A 17833-nucleotide genomic window follows, 5' to 3' on the forward strand; every position below is an offset into this window, starting at 1 on the left:
CGGAACCCAGAGACTACTCAGCCTGGTTCGGAGGCTTCCCTTCCGGAGCCCCCTCCAGCAGGGCGACGATCCGCTGCTCCATCTCCTCCACCGCGGCCAGTTCATCGGCCAGGGTCTGCCCCGCCTGCAGCAGGCGTCGACTGTGGCGGTTGCCCCGCTCGGCAGCGCCGTTGTCGGGCCCGCCCCGGATCCAGCCCTCCGCCTGCTCGAGGGTGGTTTCCAGCTTCTGGAGCAAGCGCAGCCGCAGCTGTTCCAGCTGCTCCAGGCCGCGCTTCGCCCGTTCGCGGGAGGCCTGATCCACCAGCCCCTTGCGCAGCAACAGGCCGAGGCCCGTGAGCAGGGCCGCCGGCATCAGCTGGCCCAGGGCCAGAGCGCCGAGACTGCCGGTGTGCAGCCAATCTTCCACCTGGCCGCTGCGGTGGCGACCCGTTTTGCACCAGGTGGCGAAATGCTCGCAATTGTTGAAGAGCAGGTTGTAGCGCTGCTCGCCGATGCGGCTCATCGCCCGGCGCAGGGTGATGCCCGCGGGCGAGGCCTGGGGGTGGTCCACCACCCGGATCTCCAGGCCACGGCTGAAGTCGTTCAGCGGGCTGCGCAGGATTTCGCGGCCTTCGAGGTAGTGGGCGACGCTGCCATCACCCAGATCGATGCCGTGATGCAGAAACAGGCCGTGCTGGCGGGGAACGGTGAGGTGATCGGCAGCGGCCACGGGGATTCAGATCACAGGCCTAGGCCGATTCCTGCTGACGCTCGTTGCCGGGCAGGGGCAGCACCTTGCCGCCGGTGTGTTCCTCCACCATGGCGCGCGTCACGGTGAAGGTCTTCACGTTCTTGCGAGAAGGCAGCTCATACATCAGATCGAGCATCAGCTCTTCCACGATGCCGCGCAGGGCCCGGGCTCCGGTTTTGCGGCGGTGCGCCTCGTGGGCAATCGCTTCCACCGCTCCCGCCTCGAAGTCGAGTTGCACGTTGTCCATGCTCAGCAGGGTGCGGAACTGCTTCACCAGGGCATCGCGCGGTTCGGTGAGGATCGATTCGAGCGCGTGCTCATCCAGGGGCTCCAGCACCGCACTCACCGGCATGCGACCGATGAACTCCGGGATCAGGCCGTATTTCACCAGGTCGTCGGGTTCCAGGTGCCGTAGCACCTGGGCCGCCTGCAGATCCCGGTTGGCCCGATGCCGGCCCCGGCCAGCGTCGGGCATGAAGCCGATCGAGTTGCGGCCAAGTCGTTTCTGCACCACGTCATCCAGGCCCACAAAGGCACCGCCGCAGATGAACAGGATCTGGCTGGTGTCGATCTGGATGCAGTCCTGATAGGGGTGCTTGCGGCCCCCCTGGGGCGGCACGTTGGCCACGGTGCCTTCCAGCATCTTCAGCAGCGCCTGCTGCACCCCTTCGCCCGACACATCCCGGGTGATCGAGGGGTTCTCGCTCTTGCGGGCGATCTTGTCGATCTCGTCGATGTAGATGATGCCCCGCTGGGCCTGATCCACATCCATGTCGGATTTCTGCAGCAGCCGCAGCAGGATGTTTTCCACGTCTTCGCCCACGTAACCGGCTTCGGTGAGCGTGGTGGCATCGGCCACGGCGAAGGGCACATCCAGCAGCTCCGCCAGGGTCTGGGCCAGCAGGGTCTTGCCGCAGCCGGTGGGGCCGATCAGCAGGATGTTGCTCTTGTGCAGCCGTGTGGCGGTCTGTTCGGTTTCGCCATTGCCGTCGCCCTGCCAGGCCAGGCGTTTGTAGTGGTTGTACACCGCCACCGACAGCACTTTCTTCGCCGCTTCCTGGCCCACCACCTGGCGGTCGAGGAAGGATTTGATCTCCTGGGGTTTCGGGATCGAGGCGAGTGTGGGAGCGGGTTTGCTGCTCTTGCGGGGGGCCTGGCCGCCCTTGCGGGCCGGTTCGGCGCCATGGCGGGGATTGCCCTGGGCGTCGATCAGTTCCTCATCGAGGATCTCGTTGCACAGATCGATGCATTCATCGCAGATGTACACACCGTGGCCGGCGATCAGCTTCCGCACCTGCTCCTGCGACTTGCCGCAGAAGGAGCACTTCAGATGGGCGTCGAATTTGGCCATCGGGCGCTGATCACTTCAACGGTTTGCAGACGGAGTAGCCGTGCGGCCGATCCGGACTCCAAGGATCGCGGCAGAGCTGAGCCATGTCAGCCCTCCGTAACGATTCCTCCGTCACCGGAACTGTCCACGACGCGATCAATCAAGCCGTATTCAACCGCTTCCGCCGGTGAAAGGAAGTAGTCGCGGTCGGTGTCTTCGGCGATCTTCTCCAGGGGCTGGCCGGTGTGTTCGGCCATCAGTCCGTTGAGGGTGTCCTTGAGGAAGAGGATCTCCTGGGCCTGGATTTCGATGTCCACCGCCTGTCCCTGAGCCCCGCCGAGGGGTTGGTGGATCATGATCCGGGCGCTGGGCAGGGCGAGCCGTTTGCCCTTGGTGCCGCCGGAGAGCAGGAAAGCCCCCATGGACGCCGCCAGGCCATAACAGATCGTCACCACATCGGGCGCGACCTGCTGCATCGTGTCGTAGATCGCCAGGCCGGCGGTCACCGAACCACCCGGGGAGTTGATATAGATCTGAATCTCTTTTTCAGGATCCTCGGCCTCGAGGAAGAGCAGCTGGGCCACGAGGGCATCGGCCACCTGATCGTCGATGCCGGTGCCGAGGAAGATGATTCGCTCTCGCAACAGGCGCGAATAGATATCGAAGGAGCGCTCACCCCGCCCCGACTGCTCCACCACTGTGGGCAAGACGCCCGGAGACGCGGAGGGCAGGCCCGAAACGGGGCGAATGCCCCGCCAGCGGTTCTGAATCGGATGGTGGTGTCGGGCGTCGATCACGCGGCGGCAGGAGGCGTTCTCAACTCAATCTATGGGTGCTGCTCGGCCTGATGCTGATCAGGCGTCCGCCGCAGCGGCGTCGGGGTCGGCTTTGGCCTTGGCCTTGGCTTTGCTCGTTTTGGCAGCGGCTTTTTCCGTGATGCTGCTGTTCTCTTCCAGCCAGCCGAGCAGCTTGTCGCGCAGGAGGTCGTCCACCACGGCATCGCGCAGGCGCTGGGGATCGATGTCGCGCTCGCCGGAGAGCTGGCGTTTCACCTCCTTCAGCTTCGCTTCGATCTCCTCTTCTTCCACCTTGAGGTTTTCGGCTTCGGCCAGGGCGCTGAGGGCGAGGCTGCGGCGCAGGCGTTCCTCCGCCTCAGGCCGGGACGATTCCATCAGGGAGCGCACCAGGTCGGGGGTGAACAGCGACTTCACGTCCATGCCCTGCTGGGCGAACTGGCCGGCGGTCTGTTCCACCAGGTTGCGCACCTCCTGTTGCACGAGGCTGGCGGGGAGTTCCACCTCCAGCTGCTCCACCAGGGCTGCCAGCAGGGCGTCATGACGATTGCTCTGTTGACGACGCTCGGCGTCGTCCTTGAGGCGCTTCTCCAGGTCCTGGCGCAGTTCCGCCATGGTGTCTTTGTCGCTGGCCTGCTTGGCGAAGGCGTCATCCAGCTCGGGCAATTCGCGGGTCTTGAGATCCTTGAGGGTGATCACGAAGCTGGCTTTGCGGCCGCGCGCATCCTCCTTGGGGTAATCCTCGGGGAACTGGCAATCCACGGTTTTCTCCTCACCGATCGCCATGCCGAGGATGCCCTCCACGAAGCCCGGGATCATCTGTCCGTCTTCCAGCTCCACATCCATGGAGTCGGCACTGCCGCCTTCGATCGCGGAGCCGTCGTCGCTGTAGGTGCCCTCGAAGCTCACCACCGCCACATCGCCGTTGGCGGCGGGGCGATCCTCCACCGGCACCAGGGTGGCCATCTGCTTGCGTGATTGCTCGAGCATGGCGTCCACCTGGGAGGGATCAAAGCGCACGCTCTCGGCTTCCGCTTTCAGCCCTTTGGTGGCTTTGAGCTTTGGAACCGGGGCCACATCGGTTTCGAGGGTCACAGTGAGGTCTTTGCCCGGATCAAAGGCCTCCAGCAGCGGTTCGAAACCACCGCTCAGATCCGGTTGCCCGAGGGCTTCGATGTTTTCCTGCTCGATTGCTTCGCGCCACACGGCGTCCACGATCGATTCCAGCGCCGTGGCCCGGATGCGCAGTGGTCCGATCTGTTGCAACAGCACGGCGCGAGGCACCTTGCCTTTGCGGAAACCGGGCAGATTGATCGTGCGACTCAGACGTGAAATCGCCGCTTCGTAACTCTCCTTGCAACGGGCCGCCGGAACCGCCACTTCCACCGACAGGCGGCTGCCAGGGCAGGCGGTGGTTTTGACGGTCAGGGTGGCGGCGCTCATGCGGAAGGGTTCGGGCAGCCCAACACTTTATGGAAGCGCCAGCGCCGGACCCGCCACGTATTGTTATGGCACCGTTTTCCCGGTCCTCCGGCCCGTTGCTCCCGCCGGAATCCGAACCAGGGCCTGAGGCCTGCGTCCTGACTGCCGTTCCCCATCCCCACCGCTTGCCCTCTCCTTCATCGCTGTCTCGAGGCTCCCTGCCTGACCGCCCGCTCACCGTCGCCGTGCTGGGGGCCAGCGGTGCTGTGGGTCAGGAGCTGCTTCATCTGCTCGAGACGCGCGACTTTCCTGTTGGCGAGTTGAAAGTGCTGGCTTCAGTGCGCTCCGCCGGCAGCAGCCTGGCCTGGAAGGGTCGCGATCACCGCATTGAAGAGGTGTCCAACGCCGCCTTCCAGGGGGTTGATCTGGTGCTCGCCTCCGCCGGTGGGTCGGTGTCGCGGCAGTGGCGGCAGGCGATCACGGAGGCCGGTGCCCTGCTGATCGATAACTCCAGCGCCTTCCGCATGGAGGAGGGCGTGCCGCTGGTGGTGCCGGAGGTGAATCCCCAGGCTGCCTTCTCCCATCAGGGAGTGATCGCCAACCCCAATTGCACCACGATCCTGCTCACGCTTGCCCTTGCTCCCCTGGCGGCGAAACGGCCGATGCGACGGGTGCTGGTCAGCACCTATCAGTCGGCGAGTGGTGCCGGGGCCCGCGCCATGGAGGAACTGCGCCGGTTGAGCCAGGTGGTGCTGGATGGTGGTACACCCACCAGTGAGGTGTTGCCCCATTCCCTCGCCTTCAACCTTTTTCTGCACAACTCGCCGCTGCAGCCGAATCTCTACTGCGAGGAGGAGATGAAGATGGTGAATGAAACGCGCAAAATCATGGGTCTGCCCCACTTGCGTTTTAGTGCCACCTGCGTGCGTGTGCCGGTGTTGCGGGCCCACTCCGAGGCGGTGAATGTGGAATTTGAGCAGCCGTTTCCAGTGGAGGAGGCCCGCGCCCTGCTCGCTGCGGCTCCCGGTGTTGAGTTGATCGACAACGTCGAGGCGAACCGGTTCCCCATGCCCATCGATGTGACCGGTCGGGATCCGGTGGCGGTGGGTCGGATCCGGCAGGACATCAGTGATCCCCATGCCCTGGAGTTCTGGTTGTGTGGTGATCAGATCCGCAAGGGTGCCGCCCTCAACGCGATTCAGATCGCCGAACTTCTGCTTCCCTCGCCATGAGCCTCGCCGCTGCCCTTTCCCCCACGCCCTTCGGCCGTCTGCTCACGGCGATGGTGACCCCCTTTGATGCCGAGGGTCGGGTCGATCTGGCCCTCGCCGGCCGCCTTGCGCGCTATCTGGTGGAGGAGGGGTCGGATGGGCTGGTGGTCTGCGGCACCACCGGTGAATCGCCCACCCTGAGTTGGCAGGAGCAGGTGCAGCTGCTGGAGGCGGTGCGCCAGGCGGTGGGTCCAGGCGTGAAGGTGTTGGCCGGCACCGGCAGCAACTGCACCGCCGAAGCTGTGGAGGCGACCCGGGAGGCGGCCGCGGCTGGAGCCGATGGCGCTTTGGTGGTGGTGCCTTACTACAACAAGCCGCCCCAGGAAGGGCTGGAAGCCCATTTCCGCGCCGTCGCCGAGGCGGCGCCCCAGCTGCCGTTGATGCTTTACAACATCCCCGGCCGCACCGGCTGCTCCATGGCGCCGGGCACCGTCGCCCGCTTGATGGATTGCGCCAATGTGGTGAGTTTCAAGGCCGCCAGTGGCAGCACCGATGAAGTGACGCAGCTGCGCCTGGCCTGTGGCGCCAGACTGGCGGTGTACAGCGGCGATGACGCGCTCACCCTGCCGATGCTCGCCGTGGGCGCTGTGGGTGTGGTGAGTGTGGCCAGCCATCTGGTGGGTCGCCGCATCCGCGCCATGATCGAAGCTCAGCTCAGTGGCCGCAACGCCGAAGCGCTCGGACAGCACGAGCAGCTGTTGCCGCTCTTCCGAGCCCTCTTCGCCACCACCAATCCCATTCCCGTCAAAGCCGCCCTCGAGGCCAGCGGCTGGCCGGTCGGAGCCCCCCGTCTTCCCCTTGTTCCCCTCAGTGCCGCCATGCGCGATGACCTGAACCAGACCCTCGCTGCCCTGCGTCAGACCTGACGCCACGGCTGGCAGGCGATCACGCCTTTTTGTTTCGACATCACCCCTTTGTTTCATGACCGCTTCGATGACCAAAAGCCATAACGGCCAATCCGTCGGCAAGGAACCGACGCTGCGCGTGATCCCCCTCGGGGGCCTGCATGAGATCGGCAAGAACACTTGCGTGTTCGAGTACGGCGATGACCTGATGTTGGTGGATGCCGGCCTGGCTTTCCCCAGCGATGGCATGCACGGCGTCAACGTGGTGCTGCCGGACACGAGCTTTCTGCGTCAGAACCAGAAGCGCATCCGCGGCATGATCGTGACCCACGGTCATGAAGATCACATCGGTGGCATTGCGCACCACCTCAAGCACTTCAATATTCCCGTGATTTACGGGCCCCGTCTGGCCCTGTCGATGCTCACCGGCAAGATGGATGAGGCGGGGGTGACCGATCGCACCACGCTGCAGACCGTCGGCCCCCGTGATGTGGTGCGGGTGGGTCAGCACTTCTCGGTGGAATTCATCCGCAACACCCACTCGATGGCCGACAGCTTCTCGCTGGCGATCACCACACCGGTGGGCACGATCATCTTCACCGGCGATTTCAAGTTCGACCACACGCCGGTGGATGGCGAGCATTTCGACCTGGCCCGTCTCGCCCATTACGGCGACAAAGGCGTGCTCTGCCTGTTCAGCGATTCCACCAACGCCGAAGTTCCCGGTTTCTGTCCGCCGGAGCGCTCCGTGTTCCCCAACCTTGATCGCCACATGGCGCAGGCAGAGGGCCGGGTGATCATCACCACCTTCGCCAGCTCGATTCACCGCGTGTCGATGATTCTGGAGCTGGCACTCAAGAACGGGCGCAAGGTGGGCTTGCTTGGCCGTTCGATGCTGAATGTGATCGCCAAGGCCCGGGAGCTCGGCTATATGCGTGCTCCCGATGATCTGTTCGTGCCGATCAAGCAGATCAACGACGTGCCCGATCGGGAAACGTTGCTGCTGATGACCGGCAGTCAGGGCGAACCGCTGGCGGCCCTCAGCCGCATCTCACGCGGTGAGCACCCCCAGGTGAAGGTGAAGTCCACCGACACGATCATCTTTTCGGCCAGCCCGATTCCTGGCAACACGATTTCTGTGGTCAACACCATCGATCGGTTGATGATGCTGGGCGCCAAGGTGGTGTATGGCAAGGGCGAAGGCATTCACGTGTCTGGCCACGGATTCCAGGAAGACCAGAAGTTGATGCTGGCGCTCACCCGCCCCAAATTCTTTGTGCCGGTGCACGGCGAGCACCGCATGCTGGTGTGCCATGCCAGAACCGGGCACGCCATGGGGGTGCCCGAAGACAACACCCTGATCATCGACAACGGCGATGTGGTGGAGCTCACGGCTGAGTCGATCCGCAAGGGCGATCCGGTGAAGGCCGGGATTGAATTGCTTGATCAGTCGCGCAACGGCATCGTCGATGCGCGGGTGCTCAAGGAGCGTCAACAGCTCGCGGAAGACGGCATCGTCACGATCCTGGCGGCGATCAGCACCGATGGGGCGATGGTGGCGCCGCCGCGGGTGAATCTGCGCGGTGTGGTCACCACGGCGGATGCCCGCAAGATGTCGCTGTGGACCGAGCGGGAGATCAGCTGGGTGCTGGAGAACCGCTGGAAGCAGCTCAGCCGCAACAGCGGCGGCAAGACGCCGGAAGTGGATTGGATGGGCGTGCAGCGGGAAGTGGAGGTGGGCCTGGGCCGGCGCATGCGCCGCGAGCTGCAGGTGGAGCCACTGATCCTCTGCCTCGTGCAGCCCGCTCCTGGAGGCACGCCGGTCTACAAGGGCCGTGCCGATGCCGAGCCCGATGACCGGCCCGCACCCCGGGGCCGCGGTGGCCGTGGTGGCCACGGTGGTGGTCAGGGTGGACACCACGGTCGGCGTGAGCGTGCGGCGGCTCCGGCGAAGGCAGCACCCGCTCCCGCCGCTGCAGCCGCCTCGCCCGCTCCTGCTGCTGCCAAGGTGGCCGCAGGACGGCCCGAGCCCGAGCAGGAGATGCCGGCCGGTCGCACCCGTCGCCGTCGTTCGGCTGCGGCCTGAGCGCCGCCGGCGCCTGGGCGCAGAACCTTCAGCGATCGCGCAGATCGAGTCGCAGCAGGGCCCCTTCGAGCAGGAGCAAGGGGTCGGGCTGGGGTGCTGGGATCGGTGACGCGGGCTCTGGTGACGCGGGCTTGATCGGCTCGGGCTCTGGCGGTTGCGGATCTGGTGGTGGCTCCGGTGGGGTGGCGTCACCCGCGGTTGGCGTCGCTGTGTCGAGCCAAGGTGTTGCCGAGCTCAGCGTCTCTTCCTGAGTGCTCACCAGCACCGTTGGCTCGCTGAGGAAGGGATCGCGGGTCAGGGCGTCGGCCTGATTCGCTTGTGAGGCTGGCGGCTTGGACACCGACTGCTCACAGGCTTCGAGCCCCTGTTCCGCCAGCTCCCGCAGGGTGTCGGAGGGTTGGCTGTCCAGCACCAGGCGGTAAGGGCCGTTGGCGGCGATCGGATCCTTGAGGCCATGGAACTGCACGTGGCCCAGCAGCAGGGCCACAAAGGCGCGCCAGGCCAGTCGCGCTTCGTCGTTGTCGCCGCCGGCCGGCACACTCTCCAGCTCCTGCAGCAACTGTTCGGTGATCGTCGCGGCACGGCGGTAGTCGCCAGCGCCGTAGGCCTGCTCCGCATCGAGATAGCGCTTCTGGAAGTCGTCGTTCATGGCGAGACGTGGTTCATGGCGAAACGTTGCGCTGTTCCAGTTGTACCGAGCCGGCATTCCAGTGAATCCGCCAACCGGCCGGCAGGTCGCGGCCGGCTGCCGCGGCGCCCGGGCGGATCGCCTGGGCCAGCTCGGCCAGACAGGCGGCGGTGACGGCGGGAGCGCCGTTGCGGCGCAGCCAGTGGGCCAGAAGATTGCGGCGCACGGGCTCCGGTTGGCTGGCCAGAGGCCGCCTCGGCAGGCGTCGGCGGGCCTGCGGGGCAGGGCCTGCGTCCAGGCCCACAAGACCCTGCAGGGCCAGATCCATCAGCTCGCTCTGGCTGTCCTGAAGCCCCGCCATCCGGTCCGCCAGGTTGGCCAGGCGCTCCGTGCAGCCAGGGTGCAGGCTCTCCAGCACCGGCAGCACCTCGGCGCGGATGCGGTTGCGTCCGTAGCTGGGGTCGTTGTTGCTGGGGTCCTGCCACACCGGCAGGGCCAGCTCCTGGCAGATCGTGGCGGTGTCTGTTCGGCTGAAATCCACCAAGGGACGCACCAATGGCAGCTCACCGTCGCTCTTCAGGGGGCGCTGGCTGCGCTGACCACCGAGTCCGGCCAGATCCGTTCCCCGTGCCAGCTGCAGCAGCAGGGTTTCAGCGCGGTCGCTGGCGGTGTGGGCGGTGATCACGGCGCAGCAAGGGCTCTGGGGGTGCAGGGCGTTGAGCCGTTCGGCTTCGGCGGCGAGGGCGCCATACCGCCAGGCGCGGGCACCGGCTTCGCTGCGCTCAGGGCTCTCCAACGCGGCGCGCGTCACTGTGACACGCTCAACAGCCAGATCCAGTCCCTCGGCACAGCACCAGGCCTGCAGGTCCGCCGCGATCCGGCTGGATCCCGCCTGCCAGCCGTGGTCACCGTGCCAGAGATGGAGCTGCCAGCGATGCAGGGGCTGCAGGTCCCGCAGCAGCGCCAGCAGGGCCATCGAGTCCTGTCCGCCCGAGAGGGCCAGCAGCAGCCGACCGCCCTGCGGCAACCAGTGCGGTTGGCGCAGCAGGCGCCGATGCAGGCGGTCGTGCCAGACGGTCCAGCCCATGGGACGCGGCGAGGGTGCGGTGGGAGAATTGACTGATCCGAACTCGAATCATGACGCGCCTCAGCTCCCTGCCTGCCGCCCTGCGTGAGCGCCTCGCGCAGCGCTCGGCCCTGAAGGTGATCGCCGGCCTGATGAATTTCGATGCCGCCTCGGTGGCCCGGGTCGCCCGCGCCTCCGGACGCGGTGGCGCCGATCTGATTGATGTGGCCTGTGATCCGGAGCTGGTGACGCTGGCGCTTGCTGAGTCTGCTGGCCTGCCCGTGTGCGTGTCGTCGGTGGAGCCCGAGCAGTTTGTGGCAGCGGTGGCGGCCGGTGCGGCGATGGTGGAGATCGGCAATTTCGACGCCTTCTACCCCCAGGGCCGGATCTTTGGAGCGGCTGAGGTGCTGGAGCTCACGCGCCAGACCCGGGCTCTGCTGCCCGAGGTGGTGCTGAGCGTGACCGTGCCCCACGTGCTGCCGATGGATCAGCAGGAGCAGCTGGCGGTGGATCTGGTGGCGGCCGGTGCCGACCTGATCCAGACCGAAGGCGGCACCAGTGCCAAGCCCTTCAGTGCCGGCAGCCTCGGCCTGATCGAAAAGGCGGCACCCACCCTGGCGGCCGCCCACAGCATCAGCACCGCGTTGCATCAGGCCGGCCTTTCGACCCCTGTGCTCTGTGCATCCGGCCTCTCGGCCGTGACGGTACCGCTGGCGATCGCCGCCGGTGCTGCTGGTGTGGGTGTGGGTTCGGCCGTGAATCGCCTCAACGATGAGCTGGCGATGGTGGCGGTGGTGCGCGGTCTGCGTGAGGCGCTCGGCAGCGCCCTCACCACTCGGGTCTGAAGGCTGCCGGGGCAGCAGGTCTTGGCCTCAGCGAACCACCACGATCTGGTCTGCCGTTGCTCCCGGCACAAGATCGTGGTGGATGCGCCGGTCGAAACTCACCAGGCAGCCGTCGTTGGCGACGGCCACAGCCAGCAGATAGGCATCCGTGATCTGGCGTGGACCCAGCAGACAGTGCCATTTCAGATGGCGTGGATCCAGCAGGCTCAGGGCACCTCCCCAGAACTGGTGGCTGGGATGGCGGCAGGCTTCGGCCAGCCGTGACGCGATGGCGGCGGGGGGCTGGGCATTGGGGTAGCTCGGCTGCGACATGATGCGAATCACACCGTTCTGGCTGATCGGACAACTTGCCCAGCCGGCTGCGGCATGGTGGCTGAGCCACTGACTGGCAGTGGAGTGGAGGCTGTGTTGCCCGTCGAGCAGGGCAATGATCACGTTGATGTCAAGCAGGGCGCGCATCAGAGATTCAGCGCATCACGCAGGGCCTCCACATCAGCGTTGTTGGTGATCCGGCTCGGATCCCCGGCAAAAGGGCGGAAGCCGCAGGGATGGGGTCGAGCCGCAGCCTCGCTGGGTGAATGGTGCGCTTGGGTGAGGGCTTGACGCAAGAGCGTCGACACCACCTGACCTGCGCTCATGCGCTGTTGCTTGGCGAGATCTTTGGCGGCTTGCAAAAGGTCATCATCAATGTCGAGGGTTGTCCTCATCTGATGCGCTGATGCAGTTGCATCAACCCTAGCCCCCTCGTCGCAACAGGGGCGCTTCTGGTCAGCTCTGGATAGTTTGCGTAGGGTTCCAGCAGCGTTGTTGGAACCCTGATGAACACCCTCGGCTGGTTGCTGCAGTGGCCGATCCGTGCGTTGGTGTTGCTGCTTGTGGCGGCGTTGCCCCTGGGGGTGGAGATGGCCAACTTCGGAACGGCCCTCTGGGCGGCGGTCCTGATCGGTCTGCTTGGCACCCTGTTGATCTGGCCCCTCAAGCTGGTGCTCGGACCGGCCTGGGCGATCACATCGTTGGGGGGTCTGATTTCGCCGGTGTCGTTTCTGTTCAACTGGTTGATCACGATCGTTCTGTTCGCGATCGCGGCCTGGTTGATCAACGGCTTTCGTCTCAAGCACGGCCTGTTCAGCGCCATCCTCGGGGCGGTGGTCTACAGCGTGATCAGCGCTTTCGTGCTCCGGGCCCTGGGGCTTGTGGAGCTGTAGGCCTCCAGGCTGGCGCGATGGATCACGCCGCCAGCTGATCGAGCACCTGGCGGGCCCGCTGCACCACAGGGGCGGGGACGCCGGCGAGGCGGGCGGCTTCGATGCCGTAGCTGCGGCTGGCGCCGCCGGCCTGCACGCGATGCAGAAACAGCAGGTCATCGCCGGTTTCCTCCACCAGCACCTGGAAGTTGGCCACATTCGGGCGTTCTGCCGCCAGGTTGTTGAGCTCGTGATAGTGCGTCGCGAACACGGTGCGGGCCTTGAGATCGCCAGCCAGGTGTTCGCTCACGGCCCAGGCGATGGAGAGGCCATCAAAGGTGGCGGTGCCACGGCCGATCTCATCGAGCAGCACCAGGGAGCGATCGGTGGCGTGATGGAGGATGTTGGCGGTTTCCGCCATTTCCACCATGAAGGTGGATTGGCCGGCGGCGAGATCATCGACGGCGCCGACGCGGGTGAAGATGCGATCGGTGATGCCCACCGTGGCCGATTCGGCCGGCACCCAGCTGCCGATCTGGGCGAGCAGTTGGATCAGGCCAATCTGGCGCAGGTAGCAGCTCTTGCCGCTGGCATTGGGGCCGGTGAGCACCACCAGATCGGTGCCCTGGCCCAGGTGCACATCGTTGGCGGTGAAGCTCCGTTCCACCAGCAATTGCTCCACCACCGGGTGCCGTCCGGCCGTGATCTGCAGTTCGCGGCCGTCGCTGATCGTGGGCGCGCACCAGGCGCTGGTGGCGGCCACCTCCGCCAGACCACACACCGCATCCAAGGCGGCCACAGCGCGGGCGGCCTGACGGATCGGAGCGGCCATGGCGCCCACCTGTTCCCGCAGTTGGCAGAACAGTTCGTATTCCCGCTGGCAGGCGCGGGCCCGCAGCTGAAAGATCGTGCCTTCCCGTTGTTTCAGCTCAGGGGTGATGAAGCGCTCTTCATTGGCGAGGGTCTGGCGTCGGATCCAGTGGTCCGGCACTGAGGCCGCCTTCGCTTTGCTCACCGCCAGGAAATAGCCGAAGGTGCGGTGATACTGCAGGCGCAGGTTGGCGTTGCCGCTGGTCTGCCGTTCCAGTCGTTCCTGCTCAGCCAACCAGGCCTCCTGATCGTCGAGCTGGTTGCGCAGGCCATCCAGCAGCGGATCAACGCCGTCGTGGATCAGGCCGCCTTCACTCAGCGACAGCGGGGGCGTGTCGATCAGGGCATGGCGCACCGCTTGCGCCAGCTCCGCCAAGGCCGGATCCGGTGTGCAGAGAGCCTGCAGCCAGTCGGGGTGCCGATCGTCGAGGCCAGTGTTGAGGCGCCCGGCCAGCTGGGGCAGCCGTTCGAGTCCATCGGCGATCGCCACCAGATCACGGGCTCCGGCATGGCCGGCACCGGCGCGTCCCGCCAGTCGTTCCAGGTCGGCCATGGACCGCAGCAGGCGGCGCAGACCTTGCCGCAGGCTGCGCTGCTCCACCAGGGTCGACACCAGCGCCTGACGCTGCTCGATCTGACGGCGATCCATCAGTGGCGCCTCCAGCCAGCGCCGCAGACAGCGACCACCCATGGCGGTGAGGGTGCGATCGATCGCCCAGAGCAAGGACCCCTGCAACTGCCCATCCCGCTGGGTGCTGGTGAGTTCCAGGTTGCGGCGCGTCTGGGCGTCGAGGATCAGGGCATCGCCGCTGTGGACAATCTGCGGCACCTCCAAGGGCACGTTCAGGTCGTCCTCCAGGGGCTGGGTGTCGCGCAGATAGCGCAACAGGCCTCCGATGGCACGCAGGGCCAGGGGTTGATCGGCCAGGCCGAGGCCATCGAGGTTCGCCAGGCCGTAATGCTGCTGGAGGGTGGCTTCCGCTTCCGGACGGCTGAACGGCGTGGTCGCCATCGGCGTCAACCGCAGCCCCTGCGGGCACCAGGCCGGCGCCGCCGATTCCTCGGGTGGCGCCGCCCAGACCAGTTCTGCCGCCTCCAGCTGGCTCAGCTGCTGATGCAGGCCGGCACTGCCTGTCTGCTCGATCACCCGCACATCGCCGGTGCTCACATCGGCATGGGCCAGGCCCCAGCGGAACGGTTGCGTCCCCTTCGCGGCCTCCACCACCACAGCGGCCAGCCAGTTGTTGCGTCGGGCGCGGAGCATGCCCTCCTCCAGCACCGTGCCCGGGGTGAGCACCCGGGTGATGTCGCGCTTGAGCAGGGCTCCTTTAGCGGGGGTGGTTTCGAGCTGATCGCAGAGGGCGACGGAGTAGCCGCGACGGATCAGATCGGCGCAGTAGCGCTCTGCGGCGTGATGGGGAATGCCGGCCATCGGCACCCGGCCGATCGCCTTGCCGCCTTCTTTGCCGGTGAGGGTGAGTTCCAGCACGCGCGCGAGCTCGATTGCATCCTCGAAGAAACACTCGAAGAAATCCCCCAGCCGGTAGAGCAGCACCCGTTCGGGATGGGCTGCCTTCAGCTCCACGTAGTGGCGCAGCATCGGCGTCAGCTGCAGCGGATCCACCTGGCTGTGATGGGCCCAGGCCGGCGCATCGCTGCCGTCATCATGTGCGTCGGCGGCTTCATTGCCGTGGTCGCTCGCCGGTGTTGCCTCCGCCTCCTGCTCGCGGCGCTGGCGCGGCCGTTGGCGGGCATCAGCGCTCAGGCTGGCATCACTGAGGTCTGCCGTTGCAGCGGCGTCCTGGTCGGAGCGGCTGCGTTGCGGCTGTGGGTCCGCGGCGGGTTCAGGAGCTCCGAACAGATTGCCCTGCAGGGCCTGTTCCGGGGGCTGGGCAGCGGACCTTGGCATGGGGGCGCGTCCGGTGCGGGCACTAGCGGGATCGTACCGATCCCGGGTGGGGTCAAAGGCGCCAAGGGTTCAGCACCTTCACCCCATCCAGCATCCGCTCATGACCGAAATCTTCGGAAAAGAGTACGGAGCAGTGGCTGCGAATGGCGGCTTCGGCGATCAGGGCATCAAACCAACTGAGTTGTTCCCGTGCGGCCAGCTCGTTGGCATCCAAAATCATCGCCGTGTCGGTCGTCACCACATCAAACCCAGCCATCGCTTCCAGCAGGGCGCGGATCTGAGCAGCGCTCAGGGCGGGCCGTAACTTGCGCGTTGCAACTGATCGCAGTTCGATCAATACCTGTGTGCTGATCACCACGTCATCCCGGCCGACCACCTCCGGCAGCCACCGTTGCATGCGTGCCTGTTTTTTGGGTTCGCGTCCGTCCAGTCGATAAGCCCAGACGTTGGTGTCGATGAAAACGCGCATCAGGACTGTGCATGCAGCGATTCCCTGCTCCAGGGTTCACTGCTGGCGCAATCGAGGCCGGAGGCCAGGGCTTCCAAGCGGTTCAGGGCTTCCAGACGCCGGCTGCGGCGGTCGACGTAGCGGTGGAGGAACTCGCGCACAACAGCGTTGACGGATGTCTTGTCGCGCAACGCCACTTCGCGTGCCTGTTGAAGCAGGTCGTCGTCGATCGCCAGGGTGAGGTTGGCCATGGCGTCATCGTGGCATAACTGCCGTGCAGCACGGATCCTGCGTTTGTGATTGCTGGTCCCGGGGTCATCCCCCGTAACCTGAACCACCGGCTGCCGGCCTTCGACCCATGCCCGCCTTCGAGCTCTCGGCGCCCTATTCCCCGAAAGGTGATCAACCGACGGCGATCCAGCAGCTGGTGGAGGGGGTGAACGGCGGTGAGCGCTTCCAGACCCTGCTCGGGGCCACGGGCACGGGCAAGACGTTCACGATGGCGAATGTGATCGCCCAGACCGGCCGGCCGGCCCTGGTGCTCGCTCACAACAAAACATTGGCAGCTCAGCTTTGCAACGAGCTGCGGGAATTTTTTCCCCACAACGCCGTTGAATATTTCATCTCCTATTACGACTACTACCAGCCGGAGGCTTACGTTCCGGTCAGCGACACTTACATCGCCAAGACGGCCTCGATCAATGAAGAGATCGACATGCTGCGGCACTCGGCGACTCGCTCTCTGTTCGAGCGACGCGATGTGATTGTGGTGGCCTCGATCAGCTGCATCTACGGCCTGGGGATTCCGAGTGAATATCTCAAGGCGGCGGTGAAGTTCGAGGTGGGAGACACCCTGAACATCCGCGCTCAGCTGCGGGATCTGGTGAATAATCAATACAGCCGCAACGACACGGAGATCGCCCGCGGCCGCTTCCGGATCAAGGGCGATGTGCTTGAGATCGGCCCCGCCTACGACGACCGGTTGGTGCGGATCGAGTTGTTTGGTGATGAGGTGGAGGCGATCCGCTACGTGGATCCCACCACCGGTGAGATCCTCCAGAGCCTGGAGGCGGTGAACATCTATCCCGCCAAGCACTTCGTCACCCCCAAGGATCGCCTCGATGTGGCGATCAAGGCGATCCGGCGTGAACTGAAGGAGCGGTTGGAGGTGCTGCACAGCGAGGGCAAGCTGCTGGAGGCCCAGCGGCTCGAGCAGCGCACCACCTACGACCTGGAGATGCTCCAGCAGGTGGGTTACTGCAATGGCGTGGAGAACTACGCCCGTCACCTGGCCGGGCGTGAAGCGGGCAGCCCACCGGAATGCCTGATCGATTACTTCCCCGACGATTGGCTATTGATCGTGGATGAGAGCCACGTCACCTGCTCCCAGCTGCAGGCGATGTACAACGGCGATCAGGCTCGAAAGAAGGTGCTGATCGAGCATGGCTTCCGCTTGCCCAGCGCTGCCGATAACCGGCCCTTGAAGGGGGAGGAGTTCTGGCAGAAAGCGCGTCAATCGGTGTTCGTGAGCGCCACACCGGGCGACTGGGAGCTCAAGGTGAGCAAGGGTCAGGTGGCCGAACAGGTGATCCGGCCCACCGGGGTGCTCGATCCGATCGTGGAGGTGCGGCCGACGACGGGACAGGTGGATGACCTGCTCGGGGAAATCCGCAGCCGCGCCGCCAAACAGCAGCGCGTGCTGGTGACCACGCTCACGAAGCGAATGGCGGAAGATCTCACCGACTACCTCGCCGAACATGAGGTGCGGGTGCGTTATTTGCACTCGGAGATTCACTCGATCGAGCGGATCGAGATCATCCAGGACCTGCGCCTTGGCGAATACGACGTGCTCGTGGGGGTGAACCTGCTGCGGGAGGGTCTGGACCTGCCGGAGGTGTCACTGGTGGCGATTCTTGATGCGGATAAGGAGGGGTTCCTGCGGGCGGAACGCTCCTTGATTCAGACCATCGGCCGGGCGGCACGGCACGTGGAGGGCGTGGCGCTCCTCTATGCCGACACGATGACCGACTCGATGGCCAAAGCGATTGAGGAAACCGAGCGGCGTCGGAAGATCCAGCAGGCCTACAACGAGAAGCACGGCATCGTGCCGACGGCGGCGGGCAAGAAGGCCAGCAATTCGATCCTGAGCTTCCTGGAGCTCTCCCGCAAACTGAAAAGCGAAGGCCCCGATGCCGATCTGGTGCAGGTGGCCGGTAAGGCGGTGCAGGCTCTCGAGGATGACGCTGAGGGCATGGCTCTCGATGCCCTGCCGGAACTGATCGAGCAGCTCGAAGCGAAGATGAAGGAGGCGGCCAAAAAGCTCGACTTTGAAGAAGCCGCCAACCTGCGCGACCGGATCAAGCAGCTGCGCCACAAGCTGGTGGGCAGCCATTGATCAGGTGGGC

17 protein-coding genes are annotated in these 17833 nt (G+C 65.6%); 6 read left to right on the forward strand and 11 right to left on the reverse strand.

Translation table 11 applies throughout. The annotated features are described in order from the left end of the window. Positions 1–13 precede the first annotated feature (13 nt). From SynRS9909_RS00320 to tig, 4 genes are all read right to left on the reverse strand, one after another. Positions 14–709, reverse strand: coding sequence for a lecithin retinol acyltransferase family protein (locus SynRS9909_RS00320; protein ID WP_007101073.1), 696 nt, complete (start codon positions 707–709; stop codon positions 14–16). 19 nt (positions 710–728) lie between these two features. Then, complete coding sequence (gene clpX / locus SynRS9909_RS00325; RefSeq protein WP_186593769.1) at positions 729–2081, reverse strand: ATP-dependent protease ATP-binding subunit ClpX; 1353 nt, start codon at positions 2079–2081, stop codon at positions 729–731. 86 nt (positions 2082–2167) lie between these two features. After that, complete coding sequence (gene clpP, locus SynRS9909_RS00330; RefSeq protein ID WP_038000969.1) at positions 2168–2857, reverse strand: ATP-dependent Clp endopeptidase proteolytic subunit ClpP; 690 nt, start codon at positions 2855–2857, stop codon at positions 2168–2170. Between the two features lie 57 nt (positions 2858–2914). Beyond that, the gene (tig, locus tag SynRS9909_RS00335) at positions 2915–4297 is read right to left on the reverse strand and encodes a trigger factor (RefSeq protein WP_007101070.1); all 1383 of its coding nucleotides are present in this window, start codon (positions 4295–4297) and stop codon (positions 2915–2917) included. A 164-nt stretch (positions 4298–4461) separates the two neighbouring features. Here tig and SynRS9909_RS00340 point away from each other — a divergent pair, with 164 nt between their 5' ends. Genes SynRS9909_RS00340 through SynRS9909_RS00350 form a run of 3 tightly spaced genes read left to right on the forward strand, consistent with a single transcriptional unit; the run spans position 4462 to position 8478 of the window. Continuing rightward, positions 4462–5508, forward strand: coding sequence for an aspartate-semialdehyde dehydrogenase (locus tag SynRS9909_RS00340; protein WP_240307733.1), 1047 nt, complete (start codon positions 4462–4464; stop codon positions 5506–5508). Continuing rightward, the gene (gene dapA / locus SynRS9909_RS00345) at positions 5505–6413 is read left to right on the forward strand and encodes a 4-hydroxy-tetrahydrodipicolinate synthase (RefSeq protein ID WP_007101068.1); all 909 of its coding nucleotides are present in this window, start codon (positions 5505–5507) and stop codon (positions 6411–6413) included. The genes SynRS9909_RS00340 and dapA overlap by 4 nt, the downstream gene beginning before the upstream one ends. A gap of 55 nt (positions 6414–6468) precedes the next feature. Beyond that, the gene (locus SynRS9909_RS00350) at positions 6469–8478 is read left to right on the forward strand and encodes a ribonuclease J (RefSeq protein WP_007101067.1); all 2010 of its coding nucleotides are present in this window, start codon (positions 6469–6471) and stop codon (positions 8476–8478) included. Positions 8479–8506: 28 nt separating this feature from the next. Here SynRS9909_RS00350 and SynRS9909_RS00355 read toward each other — a convergent pair whose 3' ends face one another. Together SynRS9909_RS00355 and tilS are read right to left on the reverse strand one after the other, a co-directional pair. Further along, positions 8507–9184, reverse strand: coding sequence for a hypothetical protein (locus tag SynRS9909_RS00355; RefSeq protein WP_186593855.1), 678 nt, complete (start codon positions 9182–9184; stop codon positions 8507–8509). Then, the gene (gene tilS, locus SynRS9909_RS00360) at positions 9141–10193 is read right to left on the reverse strand and encodes a tRNA lysidine(34) synthetase TilS (RefSeq protein WP_007101065.1); all 1053 of its coding nucleotides are present in this window, start codon (positions 10191–10193) and stop codon (positions 9141–9143) included. Before tilS ends, SynRS9909_RS00355 begins: the two co-directional genes overlap by 44 nt. A gap of 50 nt (positions 10194–10243) precedes the next feature. Here tilS and SynRS9909_RS00365 point away from each other — a divergent pair, with 50 nt between their 5' ends. Beyond that, complete coding sequence (locus SynRS9909_RS00365; protein ID WP_007101064.1) at positions 10244–11017, forward strand: DUF561 domain-containing protein; 774 nt, start codon at positions 10244–10246, stop codon at positions 11015–11017. A gap of 27 nt (positions 11018–11044) precedes the next feature. Here SynRS9909_RS00365 and SynRS9909_RS00370 read toward each other — a convergent pair whose 3' ends face one another. Together SynRS9909_RS00370 and SynRS9909_RS00375 are read right to left on the reverse strand one after the other, a co-directional pair. Then, on the reverse strand, positions 11045–11476 hold the full coding sequence (locus tag SynRS9909_RS00370) for a TA system VapC family ribonuclease toxin (protein WP_007101063.1): 432 nt from the start codon (positions 11474–11476) through the stop codon (positions 11045–11047). Beyond that, positions 11476–11724 (reverse strand): hypothetical protein, encoded by a 249-nt coding sequence (locus tag SynRS9909_RS00375; protein ID WP_007101062.1) that lies wholly within the window; start codon positions 11722–11724, stop codon positions 11476–11478. Before SynRS9909_RS00375 ends, SynRS9909_RS00370 begins: the two co-directional genes overlap by 1 nt. A 111-nt stretch (positions 11725–11835) precedes the next feature. Here SynRS9909_RS00375 and SynRS9909_RS00380 point away from each other — a divergent pair, with 111 nt between their 5' ends. Beyond that, the gene (locus tag SynRS9909_RS00380) at positions 11836–12222 is read left to right on the forward strand and encodes a phage holin family protein (protein ID WP_007101061.1); all 387 of its coding nucleotides are present in this window, start codon (positions 11836–11838) and stop codon (positions 12220–12222) included. A gap of 22 nt (positions 12223–12244) precedes the next feature. Here SynRS9909_RS00380 and mutS read toward each other — a convergent pair whose 3' ends face one another. Genes mutS through SynRS9909_RS00395 form a run of 3 tightly spaced genes read right to left on the reverse strand, consistent with a single transcriptional unit; the run spans position 12245 to position 15679 of the window. Beyond that, positions 12245–14980, reverse strand: coding sequence for a DNA mismatch repair protein MutS (gene mutS, locus SynRS9909_RS00385; protein WP_007101060.1), 2736 nt, complete (start codon positions 14978–14980; stop codon positions 12245–12247). A 52-nt stretch (positions 14981–15032) separates the two neighbouring features. Next, on the reverse strand, positions 15033–15449 hold the full coding sequence (locus SynRS9909_RS00390) for a PIN domain-containing protein (protein WP_007101059.1): 417 nt from the start codon (positions 15447–15449) through the stop codon (positions 15033–15035). Continuing rightward, on the reverse strand, positions 15449–15679 hold the full coding sequence (locus tag SynRS9909_RS00395; protein WP_007101058.1) for a DUF2191 domain-containing protein: 231 nt from the start codon (positions 15677–15679) through the stop codon (positions 15449–15451). The genes SynRS9909_RS00390 and SynRS9909_RS00395 overlap by 1 nt, the downstream gene beginning before the upstream one ends. A 107-nt stretch (positions 15680–15786) precedes the next feature. On the opposite strand from SynRS9909_RS00395, the gene uvrB reads away from it, so the two are divergent. Further along, positions 15787–17823, forward strand: coding sequence for an excinuclease ABC subunit UvrB (gene uvrB, locus SynRS9909_RS00400; RefSeq protein WP_007101057.1), 2037 nt, complete (start codon positions 15787–15789; stop codon positions 17821–17823). Positions 17824–17833 lie beyond the last annotated feature (10 nt).

Origin of the sequence: Synechococcus sp. RS9909, assembly GCF_014279595.1 — a bacterium.
Classification (GTDB): domain Bacteria; phylum Cyanobacteriota; class Cyanobacteriia; order PCC-6307; family Cyanobiaceae; genus Synechococcus_C.